The organism is Streptomyces chiangmaiensis, from assembly GCF_036281785.1.
Classification (GTDB): Bacteria; Actinomycetota; Actinomycetes; order Streptomycetales; family Streptomycetaceae; genus Streptomyces; species Streptomyces chiangmaiensis.
The window spans coordinates 1-14,907 of record NZ_JAYWVC010000190.1 but is presented as its reverse complement, the minus strand read 5'-3'; the positions used below and the strand labels follow the sequence as shown (position 1 = coordinate 14,907).

At 71.8% G+C, this 14,907-nt stretch carries 14 protein-coding genes; 5 read left to right on the top strand and 9 right to left on the bottom strand.

What is annotated here, in order from left to right; translation table 11 throughout:
• Positions 1-67 precede the first annotated feature (67 nt).
• From VXC91_RS34645 to VXC91_RS34620, 6 genes are all read right to left on the bottom strand, one after another.
• Positions 68-553, bottom strand: a complete 486-nt coding sequence (locus tag VXC91_RS34645; RefSeq protein ID WP_329511331.1) for a DUF3180 domain-containing protein — start codon at positions 551-553, stop codon at positions 68-70.
• Positions 554-635: 82 nt separating this feature from the next.
• Entirely contained in the window at positions 636-1,247 is a 612-nt protein-coding gene (gene folK / locus VXC91_RS34640; RefSeq protein ID WP_329511330.1) for a 2-amino-4-hydroxy-6-hydroxymethyldihydropteridine diphosphokinase, read from the bottom strand.
• Complete coding sequence (gene folB, locus VXC91_RS34635; protein WP_329511329.1) at positions 1,244-1,603, bottom strand: dihydroneopterin aldolase; 360 nt, start codon at positions 1,601-1,603, stop codon at positions 1,244-1,246. The genes folK and folB overlap by 4 nt, the downstream gene beginning before the upstream one ends.
• A gap of 299 nt (positions 1,604-1,902) precedes the next feature.
• Positions 1,903-2,406, bottom strand: a complete 504-nt coding sequence (locus VXC91_RS34630) for a nuclear transport factor 2 family protein (RefSeq protein ID WP_329511328.1) — start codon at positions 2,404-2,406, stop codon at positions 1,903-1,905.
• On the bottom strand, positions 2,403-3,263 hold the full coding sequence (folP, locus tag VXC91_RS34625; protein WP_329511327.1) for a dihydropteroate synthase: 861 nt from the start codon (positions 3,261-3,263) through the stop codon (positions 2,403-2,405). Before folP ends, VXC91_RS34630 begins: the two co-directional genes overlap by 4 nt.
• Positions 3,264-3,513: 250 nt before the next feature.
• The gene (locus tag VXC91_RS34620) at positions 3,514-5,418 is read right to left on the bottom strand and encodes a phosphatidylglycerol lysyltransferase domain-containing protein (protein WP_329511326.1); all 1,905 of its coding nucleotides are present in this window, start codon (positions 5,416-5,418) and stop codon (positions 3,514-3,516) included.
• A 205-nt stretch (positions 5,419-5,623) separates the two neighbouring features.
• On the opposite strand from VXC91_RS34620, the gene VXC91_RS34615 reads away from it, so the two are divergent.
• Positions 5,624-6,751, top strand: a complete 1,128-nt coding sequence (locus VXC91_RS34615) for an alpha/beta hydrolase (RefSeq protein ID WP_329511325.1) — start codon at positions 5,624-5,626, stop codon at positions 6,749-6,751.
• A gap of 445 nt (positions 6,752-7,196) precedes the next feature.
• Complete coding sequence (locus tag VXC91_RS34610) at positions 7,197-8,627, top strand: ICP22 family protein (protein WP_329511324.1); 1,431 nt, start codon at positions 7,197-7,199, stop codon at positions 8,625-8,627.
• A gap of 68 nt (positions 8,628-8,695) precedes the next feature.
• Here VXC91_RS34610 and VXC91_RS34605 read toward each other — a convergent pair whose 3' ends face one another.
• Together VXC91_RS34605 and VXC91_RS34600 are read right to left on the bottom strand one after the other, a co-directional pair.
• The gene (locus VXC91_RS34605) at positions 8,696-10,024 is read right to left on the bottom strand and encodes a PH domain-containing protein (protein WP_329511323.1); all 1,329 of its coding nucleotides are present in this window, start codon (positions 10,022-10,024) and stop codon (positions 8,696-8,698) included.
• Positions 10,021-10,512 (bottom strand): PH domain-containing protein, encoded by a 492-nt coding sequence (locus VXC91_RS34600; RefSeq protein WP_329511322.1) that lies wholly within the window; start codon positions 10,510-10,512, stop codon positions 10,021-10,023. The genes VXC91_RS34605 and VXC91_RS34600 overlap by 4 nt, the downstream gene beginning before the upstream one ends.
• A 31-nt stretch (positions 10,513-10,543) precedes the next feature.
• Between VXC91_RS34600 and VXC91_RS34595 the strand changes: the two genes are divergently transcribed.
• Positions 10,544-11,695: an NADH-quinone oxidoreductase subunit D gene (locus VXC91_RS34595; RefSeq protein ID WP_329511321.1), complete on the top strand. Its 1,152-nt coding sequence runs from the start codon at positions 10,544-10,546 to the stop codon at positions 11,693-11,695.
• Here VXC91_RS34595 and VXC91_RS34590 read toward each other — a convergent pair.
• Positions 11,660-12,694 (bottom strand): SAM-dependent methyltransferase, encoded by a 1,035-nt coding sequence (locus VXC91_RS34590; protein ID WP_329511320.1) that lies wholly within the window; start codon positions 12,692-12,694, stop codon positions 11,660-11,662. The two genes, VXC91_RS34595 and VXC91_RS34590, sit on opposite strands and share 36 nt — an antisense overlap.
• 239 nt (positions 12,695-12,933) lie before the next feature.
• Here VXC91_RS34590 and VXC91_RS34585 point away from each other — a divergent pair, with 239 nt between their 5' ends.
• Positions 12,934-14,139, top strand: a complete 1,206-nt coding sequence (locus VXC91_RS34585; RefSeq protein WP_329511319.1) for a sensor histidine kinase — start codon at positions 12,934-12,936, stop codon at positions 14,137-14,139.
• 65 nt (positions 14,140-14,204) lie between these two features.
• Positions 14,205-14,876, top strand: a complete 672-nt coding sequence (locus VXC91_RS34580) for a response regulator transcription factor (protein WP_329511318.1) — start codon at positions 14,205-14,207, stop codon at positions 14,874-14,876.
• Positions 14,877-14,907: the final 31 nt, after the last annotated feature.

Below are 14,907 nucleotides of genomic sequence, written 5' to 3'. Positions count from 1 at the left end.
GCGACAACGCGGCGAGGCGCCGTGCCGGGCGTCGCGAGCCGGTGAACCTTTCCGGTCGCCGCACTAGCTAGGAGACCGACGCCGGACCTCCGTTGTGCTCGTCGTCCTCCGGGAGTTTGCAGACGCGCTCCAGGAAGAAGGCCGCCGCTATGACGGCGATGCCGGCGAGCACCGAGAAACCGGCGTAGACGGCCTGGTCCCGGCGGGTGGGGATGTCCAGGGACTCCAGGAGGAAGACGCCCGTACCGCCGTACATGCCGGCGACCAGAGCGGCGACCAGGGCGCTCGCCTGGCCGAAGACGACCGCGCGGGCCGCCATCAGGGGGTCGACGCCCTTGGCGCCCGGGCGGCGCTCCCGCTGGGCCTTGAGACGGGAGCGGAGCGAGAGCGCCGTGGCCACCAGGACCACGGCGATCAGAGCGAGGACGATGGGCGCGGCCAAGGGGACCCTGGGCAGGGTGCCCACCGAGTTCCACAGGCGGGCACCAGCCCAGGACAGCACTCCGGCCACCACGAACACCGCCGCCAGCGTCCTGATGCGCAGCTCTTTCACGATGCCCCTTCGTCAGCCCGAACGCTCGTCCTTGGACGGCGGTGGCGCGGGGAAGGATCCCCGGCCCGGTAGACCTTAACGACTACTCGGGCAGCCTGAGTTCCAGGTCGGCGCGGGCGGTGACACCCTCGCGGGTGACGGCGGCGAGCAGTTCGGCCACCGGACCGCGGCCGGGCAGCATGGCCCCGGGATCCAGGTCGTGCCACGGGGCGAGCACGAACGCCCGCTCGTGGGCACGTGGGTGCGGCAGCGTCAGCACCGGGTCCTCGGAGACCACCTCCGCGTAGGAGACGATGTCCATGTCGAGGGTGCGTGCCCCCCAGCGCTCGTCCCGCACCCGGTGGAAGGCCTCCTCCACGGCGTGCGCGCGCTCGAGGAGGGAGGAGGGGGGCAGGGTCGTCTTCACGACGACCACCGCGTTGAAGTACGTCGGCTGGCTCCCCGGCGCCACGCCCCAGGGCTCCGTCTCGTACACGGGCGAGACCCCCTTGACGCGTACGCCCGGGGTGTCCTCGAGGGCGTCGATCGCGCCTTGGAGCGTCTCCAGGCGGTTGCCCAGGTTCGACCCCAGGGAGATGACCGCGCGCTTGGGGTTCTGCAGTGTCGTGTCGGCGGCGTCCACGCGCTCCACCACGGAGGCGGGCACCGGCTGGACGGTCGGGTCGCTCTGACCCCCGGTGAAGAAGGCGCTCATACTCGGCTCCGGGTGATGGTGACGGTCACGTCGTCGAAAGGGACCGTGATCGGTGCGTCCGGTTTGTGGACGCAGACTTCGACCTCGCGGACAGGTGGGTGTGTGAGGCAGGAGAAGGCGATGCGCTCGGCGAGCGTCTCGATCAGGTCGACGGGTTCCCCTTCCACCAGGGCGACGACCTCCTCGGCCACGACGCCGTAGTGCACGGTCTTCGTCAGGTCGTCGTCGGCCGCGGCGGGCCGGGTGTCCAGACCCAGGACGAGGTCCACGATGAAGGTCTGGCCCTCCTCGCGCTCCTTGGGGAACACGCCGTGGTGCCCGCGGGCCTTCAGGCCCCGCAGCGCGACACGATCCACGCGAATCACTCCTGCAATCGTCGACAGCGGCAGGCATTCACCGAGTGCGGTCGGTGCACCGGCCCCGAACGAATCTACCTGCGGACACTGAGGGCCCAGGCCCGCGGGGGCCCGCGCCCGCGCGATGGTCAGGAGGGTTCATCCGGCGTTTCCCCTGGGGAACAGGGTGGCTCACGGGTTGGTAGCCGCCCATACCCAGGAGTAGGTGATTCCAACCACTATCAGCCGCCTACCGCCCTCGGTGGGGCCGTTCACCCCCTCGTACGGGGGCAGTTGTCCGTTTAAATGGAGAAAGCATCTTAAGCGGGAGCGTCGTCCTCCTCCTCGTCATCGCTTTCGGTCAGGACGGGGGAGGCATGGTGCGACCAGAGTTTCCAGCCGTCGGGAGTGCGGCGGAACACATTCGTGGCGACCACGAGCTGTCCGACGAGCGGACCCAGCTCGTCGCTGTCCTCGGGGGTCGGGCCACCGCTGAGGATGTTCTCGGTGCACGTCACCAGGGCGGTGTCACCGGTCACCGAGACGTGGACGTCCGTGAGGAAGAACTGGATGTATTCGGTGTTCGCCATGATCAGTGCGTAGGACCTGAGGACCTCGCCGCGGCCGGTCAGCACGGGCCAGCCGGGGTGCACACAGGAGATGACGCCGACGTCGGCAGGGTCGTGATACTCCTCGTCGACACCGAGGTCGGAGGGCGCGAGCCACAGAGAGGACAGCTCTTCGAAGTCCCCCCGCTCCATCGCCTCGTAGAAGGCGGTGTTGGCCTGTTCGACCTGTTCCACATCCGTGTGGGCGGTGCTCACCGGGCTCCTTCGATGGCGCGTGCGACGCGTACGGCGTCCGCCGTCGCGCGTACCTCGTGGACACGCACGGCCCATGCGCCGGCGTGGGCGGCGAGTGCGGAGACGGCGGCGGTGGCGGCGTCGCGTTCGCGTGCGGGTGGCGGCGCACCCTCGGGACCTGCCAGTACACGGCCCAGGAAACGCTTGCGTGAGGCGGCGACGAGCAGGGGGTGGCCGAGGCGGTGCAGGCGGTCCAGGTGGGCGAGCAGGGCCAGATCGTGCTCGCCCTCCTTGGAGAAGCCGAGGCCGGGGTCGACCACGATCCGGTCGGGGGCGATGCCGTTCTCCAGGACGGCCTGCACGCGCGCGTGCAGCTCGTCGACGACTTCGCCGACCACGTCCTCGTAGACGCCCCGGACGTTGCCGCCCTCCAGGAAGCCCCGCCAGTGCATGACCACGAAGGGCGCGCCCGCCGCCGCGACGACCGGGATCATGGCGGGGTCCGCGAGGCCTCCGCTGACGTCGTTGACGAGGGCGGCTCCGGCGGCGAGGGCCTTTTCGGCGACGGAGGCGCGCATGGTGTCGACGGAGACCGTGACGCCTTCGGAGGCGAGGCCGTGGACGACGGGGATGACGCGCCGGAACTCCTCCGCCTCGTCGACGCGGGTGGCGCCGGGACGAGTGGACTCGCCGCCCACGTCGATGAGATCGGCGCCCTCGGTGACCAGGTCGAGGCCGTGCTTGACGGCGGCGGTGGTGTCGAACCAGCGGCCGCCGTCGGAGAAGGAGTCGGGGGTGACGTTGACGACCCCCATGACCGCACAGCGGTCCCATGTCGGAAGGCCTGCCACGTGGCCCCGCCCGGTCTTCGTGCTCATACGTTCAGCGTAGGCCCCCTGCGGTCTCCCGCTCGGCTCCCGGGGCGGTCGAGGGCGCGTGTGGTGGGTGAGCGCCGCGCCGGCCGGCCGGGAGCGGTGTGCGGTGCGGCCGGGGAGGGTCCGGAACGGGTGTTGCGGTGGCGGCCGCGGCGGGTCGGGGCTGGTGCCCCGGCCCGCCCATGCGCCGTGCTTGTCCGTGGGAGGACGGGCACACCACGTGTGGCGCGTGCCGTGCGGTGTGCCGCTTCGGTCAGGCGCGGCTCGCCGCGCCCATGCCGCGGTCCGCGACCCCGCGTTCCGCGAGGCCGTGGACACACGGGCGCGGTGCCCGGGCCGTACGGCGCAGGAAGCGGGGCAGGGCCAGGTTCACGAAGCCCTCCGCCTGCATGGCCGCGAGGCCGATGCGCGGCAGGTCGCGGGAGGACGCATAGACCACGAAGCGCGGCTCCCAGCGCGGCTGGAACTTCGCGTTGAACTTGTACAGGGATTCGATCTGGAACCAGCGGGAGAGGAAGACCAGCAACCCCCGCCACGCCCGCAGCACCGGGCCCGCGCCGATCTTTTCGCCGCGTGCCAGGGCGGAGCGGAACATCGCGAAGTTCAGGGACACACGGGTGATGCCGAACTTCGGCGCGGCCTGGAGCGCGGCCACGATCAGCAGTTCGTTCATGCCGGGGTCCGCCGACCGGTCACGGCGCATCAGGTCCAGCGAGATCCCGTCCGTGCCCCACGGGACGAAGTGGAGGACCGCCTTGAGATCGCCGTACGGTCCCGTCTCGTCGTCCGCCCGCCCCGCTGCCGCCGCCCGGCCCGAGGCACTGCGCGCCGCCCCGTCGATCCTGTGCGCCGTGGCGATCAGGCAGTCACCGTCGGCGGCGTCGCCGATGCGGCCGAGCGCCATCGAGAAGCCGCGTTCGCTGTCCGTACCGCGCCAGTCCTCGGCGGCCCGCCGTATGCGCTCCAGTTCGCCCTCGCCGAGGTCACGGATGCGCCGTACCCGGGTCTCGTACCCTGCGCGCTCGATGCGCTTCACCATCTGGCGCACGTTGCGCATCGCGCGCCCGGAGAGGGAGAAATCCGCGACATCCACCACCGCCTCGTCACCCAGCTCGAGGGCGTCCAGCCCGGTCTCGCGGGTCCACACCTCGCCGCCGGTCTCCGAGCAGCCCATGACCGCGGGGGTCCAGGAGTGGGCCCTGGCCTCGTCCATGAACCGCTCGATAGCGCCGGGCCAGGCCTCGACGTCACCGATCGGGTCGCCGCTGGCCAGCATCACGCCCGACACGACGCGGTAGGTCACCGCCGCCTTGCCGCTCGGCGAGAAGACGACCGCCTTGTCGCGGCGGAGCGCGAAGTGGCCGAGGGAGTCGCGTCCGCCGTGCTTGTACAGCAGGGCGCGCAGCCGTGCCTCGTCCTCCTCGGTCAGCCGGGCGGCCGGGTGTTCGGGGCGGAGGGCCAGGTAGATCGTCGTGATCGCGGTCAGCAGACCGAGGGCGCCGAGCGAGAAGCCCACCGTCCAGGAGGTGTTGCCGGTGTAGTCGACCGGGCCCTCGAAGCCGGACATGCCGTACAGGACGTGCTGGATGCGGTCGGACAGGCTCGGGTCGCCCACCATGCGGTGCGGATGGGCACTGACGATGACCAGGCCGAGGCCCAGCGAACCGGCCCCCATGAGCACGAAGTTGGCGAGCGCGCGCCATCGGCTGCGCGGGTCGGGCAGAGCCGCGAACTCACTTCGGTGACGCAGCAGCGGCAGCAGCAGTGCCACCGAGATGAGCATGCCGATGACCGAGTGGCGATAGACGTACTCCGCCACGGCGCCCGCGGGAAGAAGCATCACGGCGGCGCGCCAGGCCCGGCGCTTGCGTCGTCGCAACCCGTGTGCGAGGAGCAGCAGGAGGACGCCGGCGCTCAGCGACAGGGCCGCGGCGAACGGACCGAGCGAGCCGGGCAGCACCTCGGCGATGCGGTGCATCCGGCTGTGCCGGAAGCGCGGGAACACACCCCCGGCGATGTCCAGGAATCCCACGAGCAGGCAGGCCCGGGCGATCAGCGCGGGGACGGCCTCCGGGCGCGGGCCACGAAGTATGCGCCGCACTACGCGTGATCGCTCTGGAACCTCGCCCGACTTTTCCCCATCTATCCTGACAGACATCGCATCCCGTAGTTCTGCGAGAGACCTGGAGTCCGGTGCCGATTCGGGCATCCGGCGACATTGCGCCCTCTAGGACGGTGTCTTGGGGAGAGAGGTTCACTCCCCATCACAAAGCCGGCTCAAAGCTGAAGGAAAGTCCGGGGCAAGCCCTCGCTAAGCACGGGGGCGGCTCCATGGGACGGAAAGCGCAGGCGGGGAAGAGCCCATGGGTCTCACGAGCAACAAAGTGCTGGTACTGGTGGTCACGTTCGCGCTGGTGCTGTTCATCGGCACGGTCTGGTACTGGCCGAGGCTGGCCCGGCGCAGCTGGCGGGCCGTCAGCGGGCGGGTCGGTCTGCTGTTCGCCACCCAGATCACGGTGTTCGCGTCGATCGGGCTGGTGGCCAACCAGGCGTTCGGGTTCTACGCCACCTGGGCCGACCTGTTCGGCCGGGAGAGCGGGCAGGGTGTGGTCGTCGACCACGGTGTGGCAGGTGCGGGCGGCGGCCCGCTCCGGGTGGTCGGCACCCGGCAGGTGACCGTCCCCGGCGGGGCGCGTCCGGAGGACGGCGGTCAGATCCAGAAGGTCGAAGTCGTCGGCCGGACGACCCGCATCGCGTCGCCCGCGTTCGTGTATCTGCCGCCCGAGTACTTCCAGCCGCAGTACCGCACACGGACGTTCCCCGCGTCCCTCGTGCTCACGGGCTACCCGGGCACGGCCGAGGCGCTCATCAAGGGGTTGCGGTACCCGCAGACGGCGCACGAGCTGGCCGAGAACGGCAGGATGCAGCCGATGATCCTGGTGATGCTGCGGCCGACCGTGGCGCCGCCACGTGACACGGAGTGCGTGGACATCCCGGGCGGGCCGCAGACCGAGTCCTTCTTCGCGAAGGACCTCCCCGACGCGGTGACGGCCCACTACCGGGTCGGCAGGAGGCCAGGCAGCTGGGGCGTCATCGGCGACTCCACGGGCGGCTACTGCGCGCTGAAGCTGGCGATGCACCACCCCGACGTCTACGCCGCCGGCGCAGGGCTGTCGCCGTACTACAGGGCGCCGATCGACCCGACCACGGGCGACCTCTTCCGCGGGAACAAGGACCTGCGCAACCGCGCCGACCTGTGGTGGTGTCTCAAGCACCTGGCCGCGCCGGACACCTCACTGCTCGTCACCAGCAGCAGGGTCGGGGAGAAGGGCTACAGGTCCACGCTCGAGTTCATACGGCAGGTGCAGGCGAGGAAGCCGACCCGGATCTCCTCGATCCTGCTCGACAGCGGCGGCCACAACTTCAACACCTGGCGGCGGGAGATCCCGGCGGCGCTGCAGTGGCTCAGCGGACGGCTCAGCGACCGCTGAGCGGGTGAATGCGCGGCGCCGCCGACCGGGATTCGGGGCGATCCGAAGGAGGTCGGCTCCGCCGCGGAGCGGTCACCCTTACGTGTTGTTGCCGGGTGGCCGCGGAATTCGCCGGGCGGGGCGCAGTCAAGTCCCTTTCCCGGGAGGGGAAGCCGGGCCGGAAGATCGCGAAAGCGGGCCCCGGGAAATGATCTTGGACCGCCGCGACGGCGGATTCGCAAGGAGGTCTCGGCGCGCCGGAAGGGGTCGGCGGAGCGTCCGATCCGGCCCTCGGGCGGCCACGGCGTATCCGAGGCGGAAGGGGGTGCCGGATTCGGGATGCCCGGGCGCGGGAGGGCGGCGCATCCCTTTTCCGGGGCCGGCGGGCGCGGTGAAGGTATCGGAATGGCCGTGTTTTTACCGGGCGGGGCACCATCATTCGCCTACGCGCGGTAAGTTTCTGGCCATGCCACGTGGACGTCACCGCCATTCTCCGCCCTTGCACAGGCTGCTGCCCCCTTCGGTGATCGCCGGCGTCTCGGTCGTCTGTGCCGTGGGGCCCTGGCTGTTCACGGAGCCACTGGTGCTCCGTGGGCTGGCCGCGGGCGCCGCGGTGACGACGGTCGTGGGCGCTGTCGTCATGCGCCGCTGGGATGCGGCCGCGGGCAAACGCGTCGCCGATCTCACCCGCGCACGGGCGAGCGACGAGTGGCACCACGAGGAGCGGGTCGCCGAGCTGGAGACCGATCTGGAGGAGTCGCGCGAGCTGCGTACCAAGCTGGAGCAGAGGCTTCGCGCCAAGCGCACGGAACTGGCCAATCTGCGCAACGAGCACGCGGCCCTGCTGCGCCGGTACGCCACGGCGGAGACGGAGCGTGCGAGCGCCCTGGAGGGACGCCGTCTGCTGGCGATCGAGGCGACGGCGCCCACGCGGGAGCTGCCGGCGGGCGGCTCGGGGGGGTCCGGCGCGCAGGAGGCGTCGGACGACGCCGACCGGAGCGAGACCGCCGCGGACGCGAGGGACCACGAGGGCGTCGCTGCCCCGGTCGAGGACATGGCGGAGAAGGACACCAGGGCGGAGCCGCCGGCCGCGCGGGTGTTCTCGCCCGACAGTTCCTCGCTCTTCATGCGGGCCGGCTCGGCGCTGGCGCGGCTGACGAACGACGACGACGCGCCGCAGGAGGACGCGGCTCTTGCCCCGTCGGCGGACCCTGCCGAGGAGGCGATGGAGGACGCCGTGGAGGCGACGGCCTCCGCCGAGGGCGGCGACACGGCTTCCGCCGAGGACGGCGAGGCGGCGGAGTCGAGTCCCGCCCCGGACGAGAGCGGCGCAGGCGGGACGCCGGGCACCGCCCGGAAGACGTCGGCCCCCACGAGGACCTCCCCCAAGAAGGGCGGCCCCGGCAGCGGCGGCGGCAGGAAACGGAACCCCGCCGAGCTTCAGGCGCCCAGGACCGCAGCCGAGGAGGACGCCTCCGGCGAGGAGGGCGGGGCCGCGGGGAAGCCCACGGCGGGTACCGGGCCCGAGCCGGCCGCCGCCCCGGCCGCACACCAGGCACAGCCGTCCGTCAAGAAGCCCTCGCACGCCACCGGGCACTTCACGGTGCCGACCGCCGTGGCCGTCGTGCCGCCGGCTCCGTGGCGCCGCCCGGCCGTCGAGGGCGGCTTCGACTTCTTCGGTACGCAGAAGTCCAAGGAGACCCTGGATTCCGTGCAGAACGATGACCTCGCGGACGTCATCGGCCAGGAGGCGCTCGCGATGCACAAGGCGGAGTCCGAGTCCGGCTTCAAGCCCGCGGACCCGCAGGCACGCGCCGTCGGCCAGGTCATCGACCTGACCGCCCACGACGAGACGGAGCAGATCGACGTCCAGGGGCTGCGCACCGCGGCGTCCTGAGGCAGACAGGCCCGTGTGAAGGGCGGCGGCACCTCATGTGCCGCCGCCCTTCGCCGTCCACGCCTCGTCTACGACGCCATCCACCGGTCCGGCCGCGCGTCCCTGCGCCCCGTGCACGACCGGTCCGCCTGGGCGTACAGCAGCGCCGCCGCCTCCTCGGCGTCCCGCAGGCGCGCCGTCACCGTCTTGTTCGCACCGGTGTCCACATGGATGTCGGCGACCCTCATGAGCCGCTCCCAGGGCCCCCGTGTCAGCCGTACGCTCTGCACCTTCGCATGCGGTACGAGGGAGAGTCTGCGGCGCAGCAGGCCGTGCCGGGCGGCGAAGACCGTGTCCGTGACCGCGAGTCCGTGGCCGCGCCACCAGAGCGGCACGCACCAGCGCGCGCGGCGCGGCGGCCGGGACAGCGACGAAGGCACGGTCACCCCGGGCAGCACTCGGGCGATCACGGCCTCGGCAGCCTCGCGCGGGGCGACGGGCACCAGCACGGAGTTGGACGAGCCCGCCACGTCCAGCCTGACGTGCACCCAGCCGAGCCGCCGCCACAGCAGCGGTTCCACGATGCGCACGGTCTGCACCCGCCCCGGCGGCACGGTCTCGTGAGCGCGGTCGAGCAGACCGTGGTCGATGCGGAGCCCGTCCGGCGACTCGCCCACCGTCCAGTCGTAGGCGACGGCGAACCGCCCCACGCTTCTCGTGGCGGCGCCGGCGAGCGGCAGCCCGACGGCGAACACCGCCCACAGGCCGTGGGTGACGAACCACAGCACCAGCGGAACGACGAGGGCGGCCACCAGCAGGCCCCACGTCGAACCGGTGAGCAACAGGGAGACGGCCAGCATGCGCGGCGGCACGTGCAGCAGCGTCCGGGCCGGCGCCTCGCCGACCTCCCGCGCCGTCTCGGGGGCGAAACCGGCCGCGCGGGCGAGGAGTTCGGCCCGGAGCCTGCGCGCCTCGACCTCGCCGAGATAGGCGAGCTCGTCCTTCTTGTCCGTACCGATGACGTCGAGTTTCAGCTTGGCGACGCCGGCGATGCGGGCCAGCAGCGGCCGGGTGACGTCGACGGCCTGGAGCCGGTCCAGACGTATGTGTGCCGTGCGGCGGAACAACAGGCCCGTGCGGATGCGCAGTTCGGTGTCGGTCACCGCGAAGTGCGTGAACCACCAGCTCAGAAAGCCGTACAGGGCGGCGGCCAGGAGGAGTGTCGCGAGACCTGCGAGGAGTGTGGTCGTGGTCAGTCTCGTCAGCTGTTCCTGGGCCTGCCCCGGATCGTGCACGGCCCAGCCGATGACCACGGTGACCGGCGCCCAGGCGCGCCGCAGCGGGGTCACGGGGTGCAGCCGCCGCTCGGTGATCTCGCGCCGGCCGGGTATCGCGGGCTCTGCCGCAGGCGTGCTCACAGCCCCGCCGACCGGGCCTCGCCGAGAGCGGTCAGCCGGTCCCGCAGCCGTTCCGCCTCGGCCGGGTCCAGACCCGGAATGGTCGCGTCCGTCGCGGCCGCGGCCGTGTGCAGTTGCACGCTCGCCAGCCCGAAGTGCCGCTCCACGGGCCCGGAGGTGACCTCGACGAGCTGCATGCGCCCGTACGGCACCACGGTCTCCTCCCGCCACAGCACACCCCGGCTGATCAGCAGGTCGTCGGCCCGCTCGGCGTAGCGCCAGGACCGCCAGTTGCGGCCGAGCATGACCCAGCCCCACAGCAGCAGCGCCAGCGGCAGCAGCGCCACCAGTGCCCAGACCGGCCCGGCGAACATCCCCGGGAGCAGTCCCACGGCCACGGTCAGCAGTCCCAGCCACACCACCAGCAGCAGTCGCCGCATCCGCAGCAGTCCCGGTGGCAGCCCGGTCCAGGTGGGCTCACCGGCCCTCCCCACACTCCCCATCTCCATGCCGCAAGCGTACGTACGAGAGACTGTGTCCATGACTCCCACGACGGAGACCACGGTCGGGATCGGCGGCGCCGCGGAGAGCACCGACATGGTGCTCAACATCGGGCCCCAGCATCCCTCCACCCATGGCGTGCTGAGGCTGCGGCTCGTGCTGGACGGAGAGCGGATCACGCGTGCGGAGCCGGTCATCGGCTATATGCACCGCGGCGCGGAGAAGCTGTTCGAAGCGCGCGACTACCGCCAGATCGTCATGCTCGCCAACCGTCACGACTGGCTGTCCGCCTTCTCGAACGAGCTGGGCGTGGTGCTCGCCGTGGAGCGGATGCTCGGCATGGAGGTCCCCGAGCGCGCGGTGTGGATGCGCACACTCCTCGCGGAGCTCAACCGGGTCCTGAACCATCTGATGTTCCTCGGCTCGTACCCGCTGGAACTGGGCGGGATCACCCCGATCTTCTACGCCTTCACCGAGCGCGAGGAACTCCAGCACGTCATGGAGGAGATCTCCGGCGGGCGCATGCACTACATGTTCAACCGGGTGGGCGGCCTCAAGGAGGACCTCCCCGCGGGCTGGACGGACCGCGCGCGTACCACCGTCTCCGATGTGCGCTCGCGCATGGACCGGTTCGACGACCTGGTGCTCGGCAACGAGATCTTCCGGGGGCGCACGCGTGGCGTGGGCGTCCTCACGCCGCAGGCCGTGCACGCGTACGGGGTGAGCGGGCCGATCGCGCGCGCCTCAGGCGTGGACTTCGACCTGCGCCGTGACGAACCGTATCTGGCCTACCCGGAGCTCCAGGACACGCTGAAGGTGGTCACCCGCCAGGAGGGCGACTGCCTGGCCCGTTTCGAATGCCTCCTGGAGCAGACGCACAACGCGCTCGACCTGGCCGACGCCTGCCTGGACCGGCTGGCCGCGCTGCCGCCCGGGCCGATCAACCAGCGTCTGCCCAAGGTGCTCAAGGCCCCCGAGGGCCACACGTACGCCTGGACCGAGAACCCTCTCGGCATCAACGGCTACTACCTGGTGAGCAAGGGCGACAAGACGCCCTACCGGCTCAAGCTGCGCTCCGCCTCGTACAACAACATCCAGGTGCTCACCGAACTGCTGCCGGGAACGCTGGTCGCCGACATGGTGGCCATCCTGGGGTCAATGTTCTTCGTGGTCGGGGACATCGACAAATAGCCCCCCGAGATCCCCGAGACAGGCGTCCGGGAGTCCGACGGGCTGGACCAGCCAGCCGAAGTCACCGAGACCGCCGGGCGCGATGAGTTCGGCGGCCGCTCCGGCCTGTGCGAGGGCGTGCACGTAGGCCGTCGGGTTCGTCGACGCGAGCGTCAGCGGGGGGCGTGCGCCGGAGATCCCCAGAGCGCGCAGGGCGGTGCGCTGCGGCAGCAGCCGCGCCCCGGGCAGGGCGCACGCGTCCAGCGCCACATGTGCGGTGATGTCGCAGGAGCCGTCCGGCACGGGAGCGGTCTCCCGGCCCGCGCGGAAGCCGGTGAGCGTCCCGAAGGGCGGCCGGGAGCCCTCGCGGTGCGCGTAGTCGACGGCGACGGCGAGCCCACGGCCCACGGTGGCGACCGCGGCGGCCCAGGCGGTGTCCCTGGGGAGGCCGATCTCGGCGCGGCACCCTTCGCCGGACAGCGGCCACCAGCGCTCCAGCCAGTCGGCCTCCGCGCCCTCGACGGGCCCTCCGAGGCGCTCGGTGCCGTCCTGCCGGACGAGCACCAGCCTGGCCACGCCGTCCGGGCCCGCCTCCGCGACCTCGACCGGCACGTTGTCCAGCCACTCGTTCGCGAACAGCAGGCCGGTGATGTGCTTCGGGGGCGCCTCGAGCCATTCGATCCGGGGGTCGAGGCCGTCGGGGCGGCCGGCGATCTCCACGGCGCACGCGCGGATGCGGGCGGCGACGTCCGGGGGCAGCGCGCCGAGAACACCGGCGATCAGCTCGCCCCGGCCGGCCGCCATGTCCACGAACGCCAGCACGGCGGGGTGCCCCAGGGCCTGGTCGACCCGGCACAGCAGCCGGGCCACGGCGACGGCGAAGAGCGGCGAGGCGTGCACGGAGGTACGGAAGTGCCCAGCCGGCCCCTCGGGCCGGCGGTAGAACCCGTCTGCCCCGTACAGCGCCTCCTCGGCCGCCGCCCGCCATCCACGCCACTCACCGTCGCCCTCGTGTGCCACGGGGTCAGGCTAGGTCGGGTGCGGCCACGGGTGCGGGTGGGGTGGGGCGGCCGGTGCGGGCGCATGTGCTCGGTGCGTGGGACCCGTGCCCGGGCGCGCACACTTTGGGCCGTCCGGGGTCCGCGCATCCCCAGCCGTCCGGGATCACGGAGCATCCACCTTGCGGAGTACACATGTCCGCCCCGGATCGGCCCTCCGGTTGACCCATGCACACAGTGCGCTTCCCTACGCTGGGTTACGTGCAGCGCCTCTATGACTTCCTCCGCAGGCATCCCGCGTGGGTCGACGGCTTCTGGGCCGTCGTCCTGTTCGGGCTCTCCTGCGTGAGCGTGACGAACCTCCACGGGGCGCGGAACCACCATGGATCGCTCCCCGTCGGGCTCGCGGTTTCCGTCGTGCTCGGCGTGGTCGTCGCGCTGCGCCGCCGCATGCCCGAGAAGATGCTTCTCGTGGCCGCCGCGATGGGGGTGGCACAGCTGGTCCTCGACCAGGAGGCCATCATCGCCGACTTCGCGATGTTGGTGATCATCTACACGGTCGCCGCGGACGGCGCCCGCTGGGCCTCGCGCGTCGGTCTGGCCGCCGGTCTGGTGGCCGGAACCGTGGCCCAGTTGCGCTGGCCGGAGGAGCAGACGAGCGTCCTGGGCAACATCGCGATAGCGGTCTTCAAGACGGTGCCCTTCGCCCTCGCCTGGGTCCTCGGCGACTCCCTGCGCACCCGCCGCGCGTACCTCGCCCAGCTTGAGGAGCGCGCCGCCCGGCTGGAGAAGGAGCGCGAGGCGCAGTCCAAGGTCGCCGTCGCCGCCGAGCGCGCCCGTATCGCCCGTGAGCTGCACGACGTGGTCGCCCACAACGTCTCGGTGATGGTGGTGCAGGCGGACGGTGCGGCGTACGTCCTCGACACCGCCCCCGACCAGGCGAAGAAGGCCCTGGAGACGATCTCCGGGACCGGCCGCCAGGCCCTCGCCGAGATGCGCCGCCTGCTCGGTGTCCTGCGCACCGGCGAGCACAAGGAGGCCGGGGAGTACGTTCCGCAGCCCGATGTCGAGCAGATCGACGAGCTCGTCGAGCAGTGCCGCAGCGCGGGCCTGCCCGTGGACTTCAAGGTGGAGGGCACCCCGCGTCCGCTGCCCAGCGGTGTGGAGCTCACGGCGTACCGCATCGTCCAGGAGGCGCTCACCAACACCCGCAAGCACGGGGGCCCCAACACGGGCGCCAGCGTGCGCCTGGTCTATTTCGACGACGGCCTCGGGCTGCTCGTCGAGGACGACGGCAAGGGCGCCCCGCACGAGCTGTACGAGGAGGGGGGCGCCGACGGTCAGGGCCATGGACTGATCGGTATGCGCGAGCGGGTGGGGATGGTCGGCGGGACCCTGGACGCGGGCCCCCGCCCCGGGGGAGGCTTCCGCATCAGCGCCCTGCTGCCGCTCAAACCGGCCCACTGACACGTGCACCCCCGACCGCCCGCCCATGCCCCGACCCACCGAAGGCCGACCGGAGGACCCCCACCATGCCGATCCGCGTGATGCTCGTCGACGACCAGGTGCTGCTGCGCACCGGGTTCCGGATGGTGCTGGCCGCCCAGCCGGACATGGAGGTCGTCGCGGAGGCGGGCGACGGTGTCGAGGCCCTCCAGGTGCTGCGCTCCACCGCGGTCGACGTGGTCCTCATGGATGTGCGCATGCCGAAGCTGGACGGCGTGGAGGCCACTCGCCGCATCTGTTCCGAACCCAACCCCCCGAAGGTGCTGATCCTGACCACCTTCGACCTCGACGAGTACGCGTTCTCCGGGCTGAAGGCGGGCGCCTCCGGCTTCATGCTCAAGGACGTGCCGCCGGGTGAACTGCTCGCCGCCATCCGCTCCGTGCACAGCGGCGACGCCGTGGTCGCGCCGTCCACCACGCGCCGTCTTCTCGACCGGTTCGCGCCGATGCTGCCGGGTGGCACGACGGAGCCCCGGCGCAAGGAACTGGAACGACTCACCGACCGCGAACGCGAGGTCATGGTGCTGGTCGCGCAGGGCCTGTCGAACGGGGAGATCGCCGGGCGGCTCGTGCTGTCCGAGGCCACCGTGAAGACCCACGTCGGCCGCATTCTGACGAAACTGGGGCTCAGGGACCGGGTACAGGTGGTCGTCCTCGCGTACGAGACCGGTCTGGTACGGGCGGGCGGACACGGTTGAGTCACCGTGTGACCGGCGTGGGACCGGCGCC

What these genes read in the sequence shown, in the direction of transcription:
- folK (WP_329511330.1), bottom strand. Translation starts at nt 1,247, where the DNA reads ATGAGCGCCTTCTTCACCGGGGGTCAGAGCGACCCGACCGTCCAGCCG.
- folP (WP_329511327.1), bottom strand. Translation starts at nt 3,263, where the DNA reads ATGAGCACGAAGACCGGGCGGGGCCACGTGGCAGGCCTTCCGACATGG.
- VXC91_RS34620 (WP_329511326.1), bottom strand. Translation starts at nt 5,418, where the DNA reads ATGTCTGTCAGGATAGATGGGGAAAAGTCGGGCGAGGTTCCAGAGCGA.
- VXC91_RS34615 (WP_329511325.1), top strand. Translation starts at nt 5,624, where the DNA reads ATGGGTCTCACGAGCAACAAAGTGCTGGTACTGGTGGTCACGTTCGCG.
- VXC91_RS34610 (WP_329511324.1), top strand. Translation starts at nt 7,197, where the DNA reads ATGCCACGTGGACGTCACCGCCATTCTCCGCCCTTGCACAGGCTGCTG.
- VXC91_RS34600 (WP_329511322.1), bottom strand. Translation starts at nt 10,512, where the DNA reads ATGGAGATGGGGAGTGTGGGGAGGGCCGGTGAGCCCACCTGGACCGGG.
- VXC91_RS34595 (WP_329511321.1), top strand. Translation starts at nt 10,544, where the DNA reads ATGACTCCCACGACGGAGACCACGGTCGGGATCGGCGGCGCCGCGGAG.
- VXC91_RS34580 (WP_329511318.1), top strand. Translation starts at nt 14,205, where the DNA reads ATGCCGATCCGCGTGATGCTCGTCGACGACCAGGTGCTGCTGCGCACC.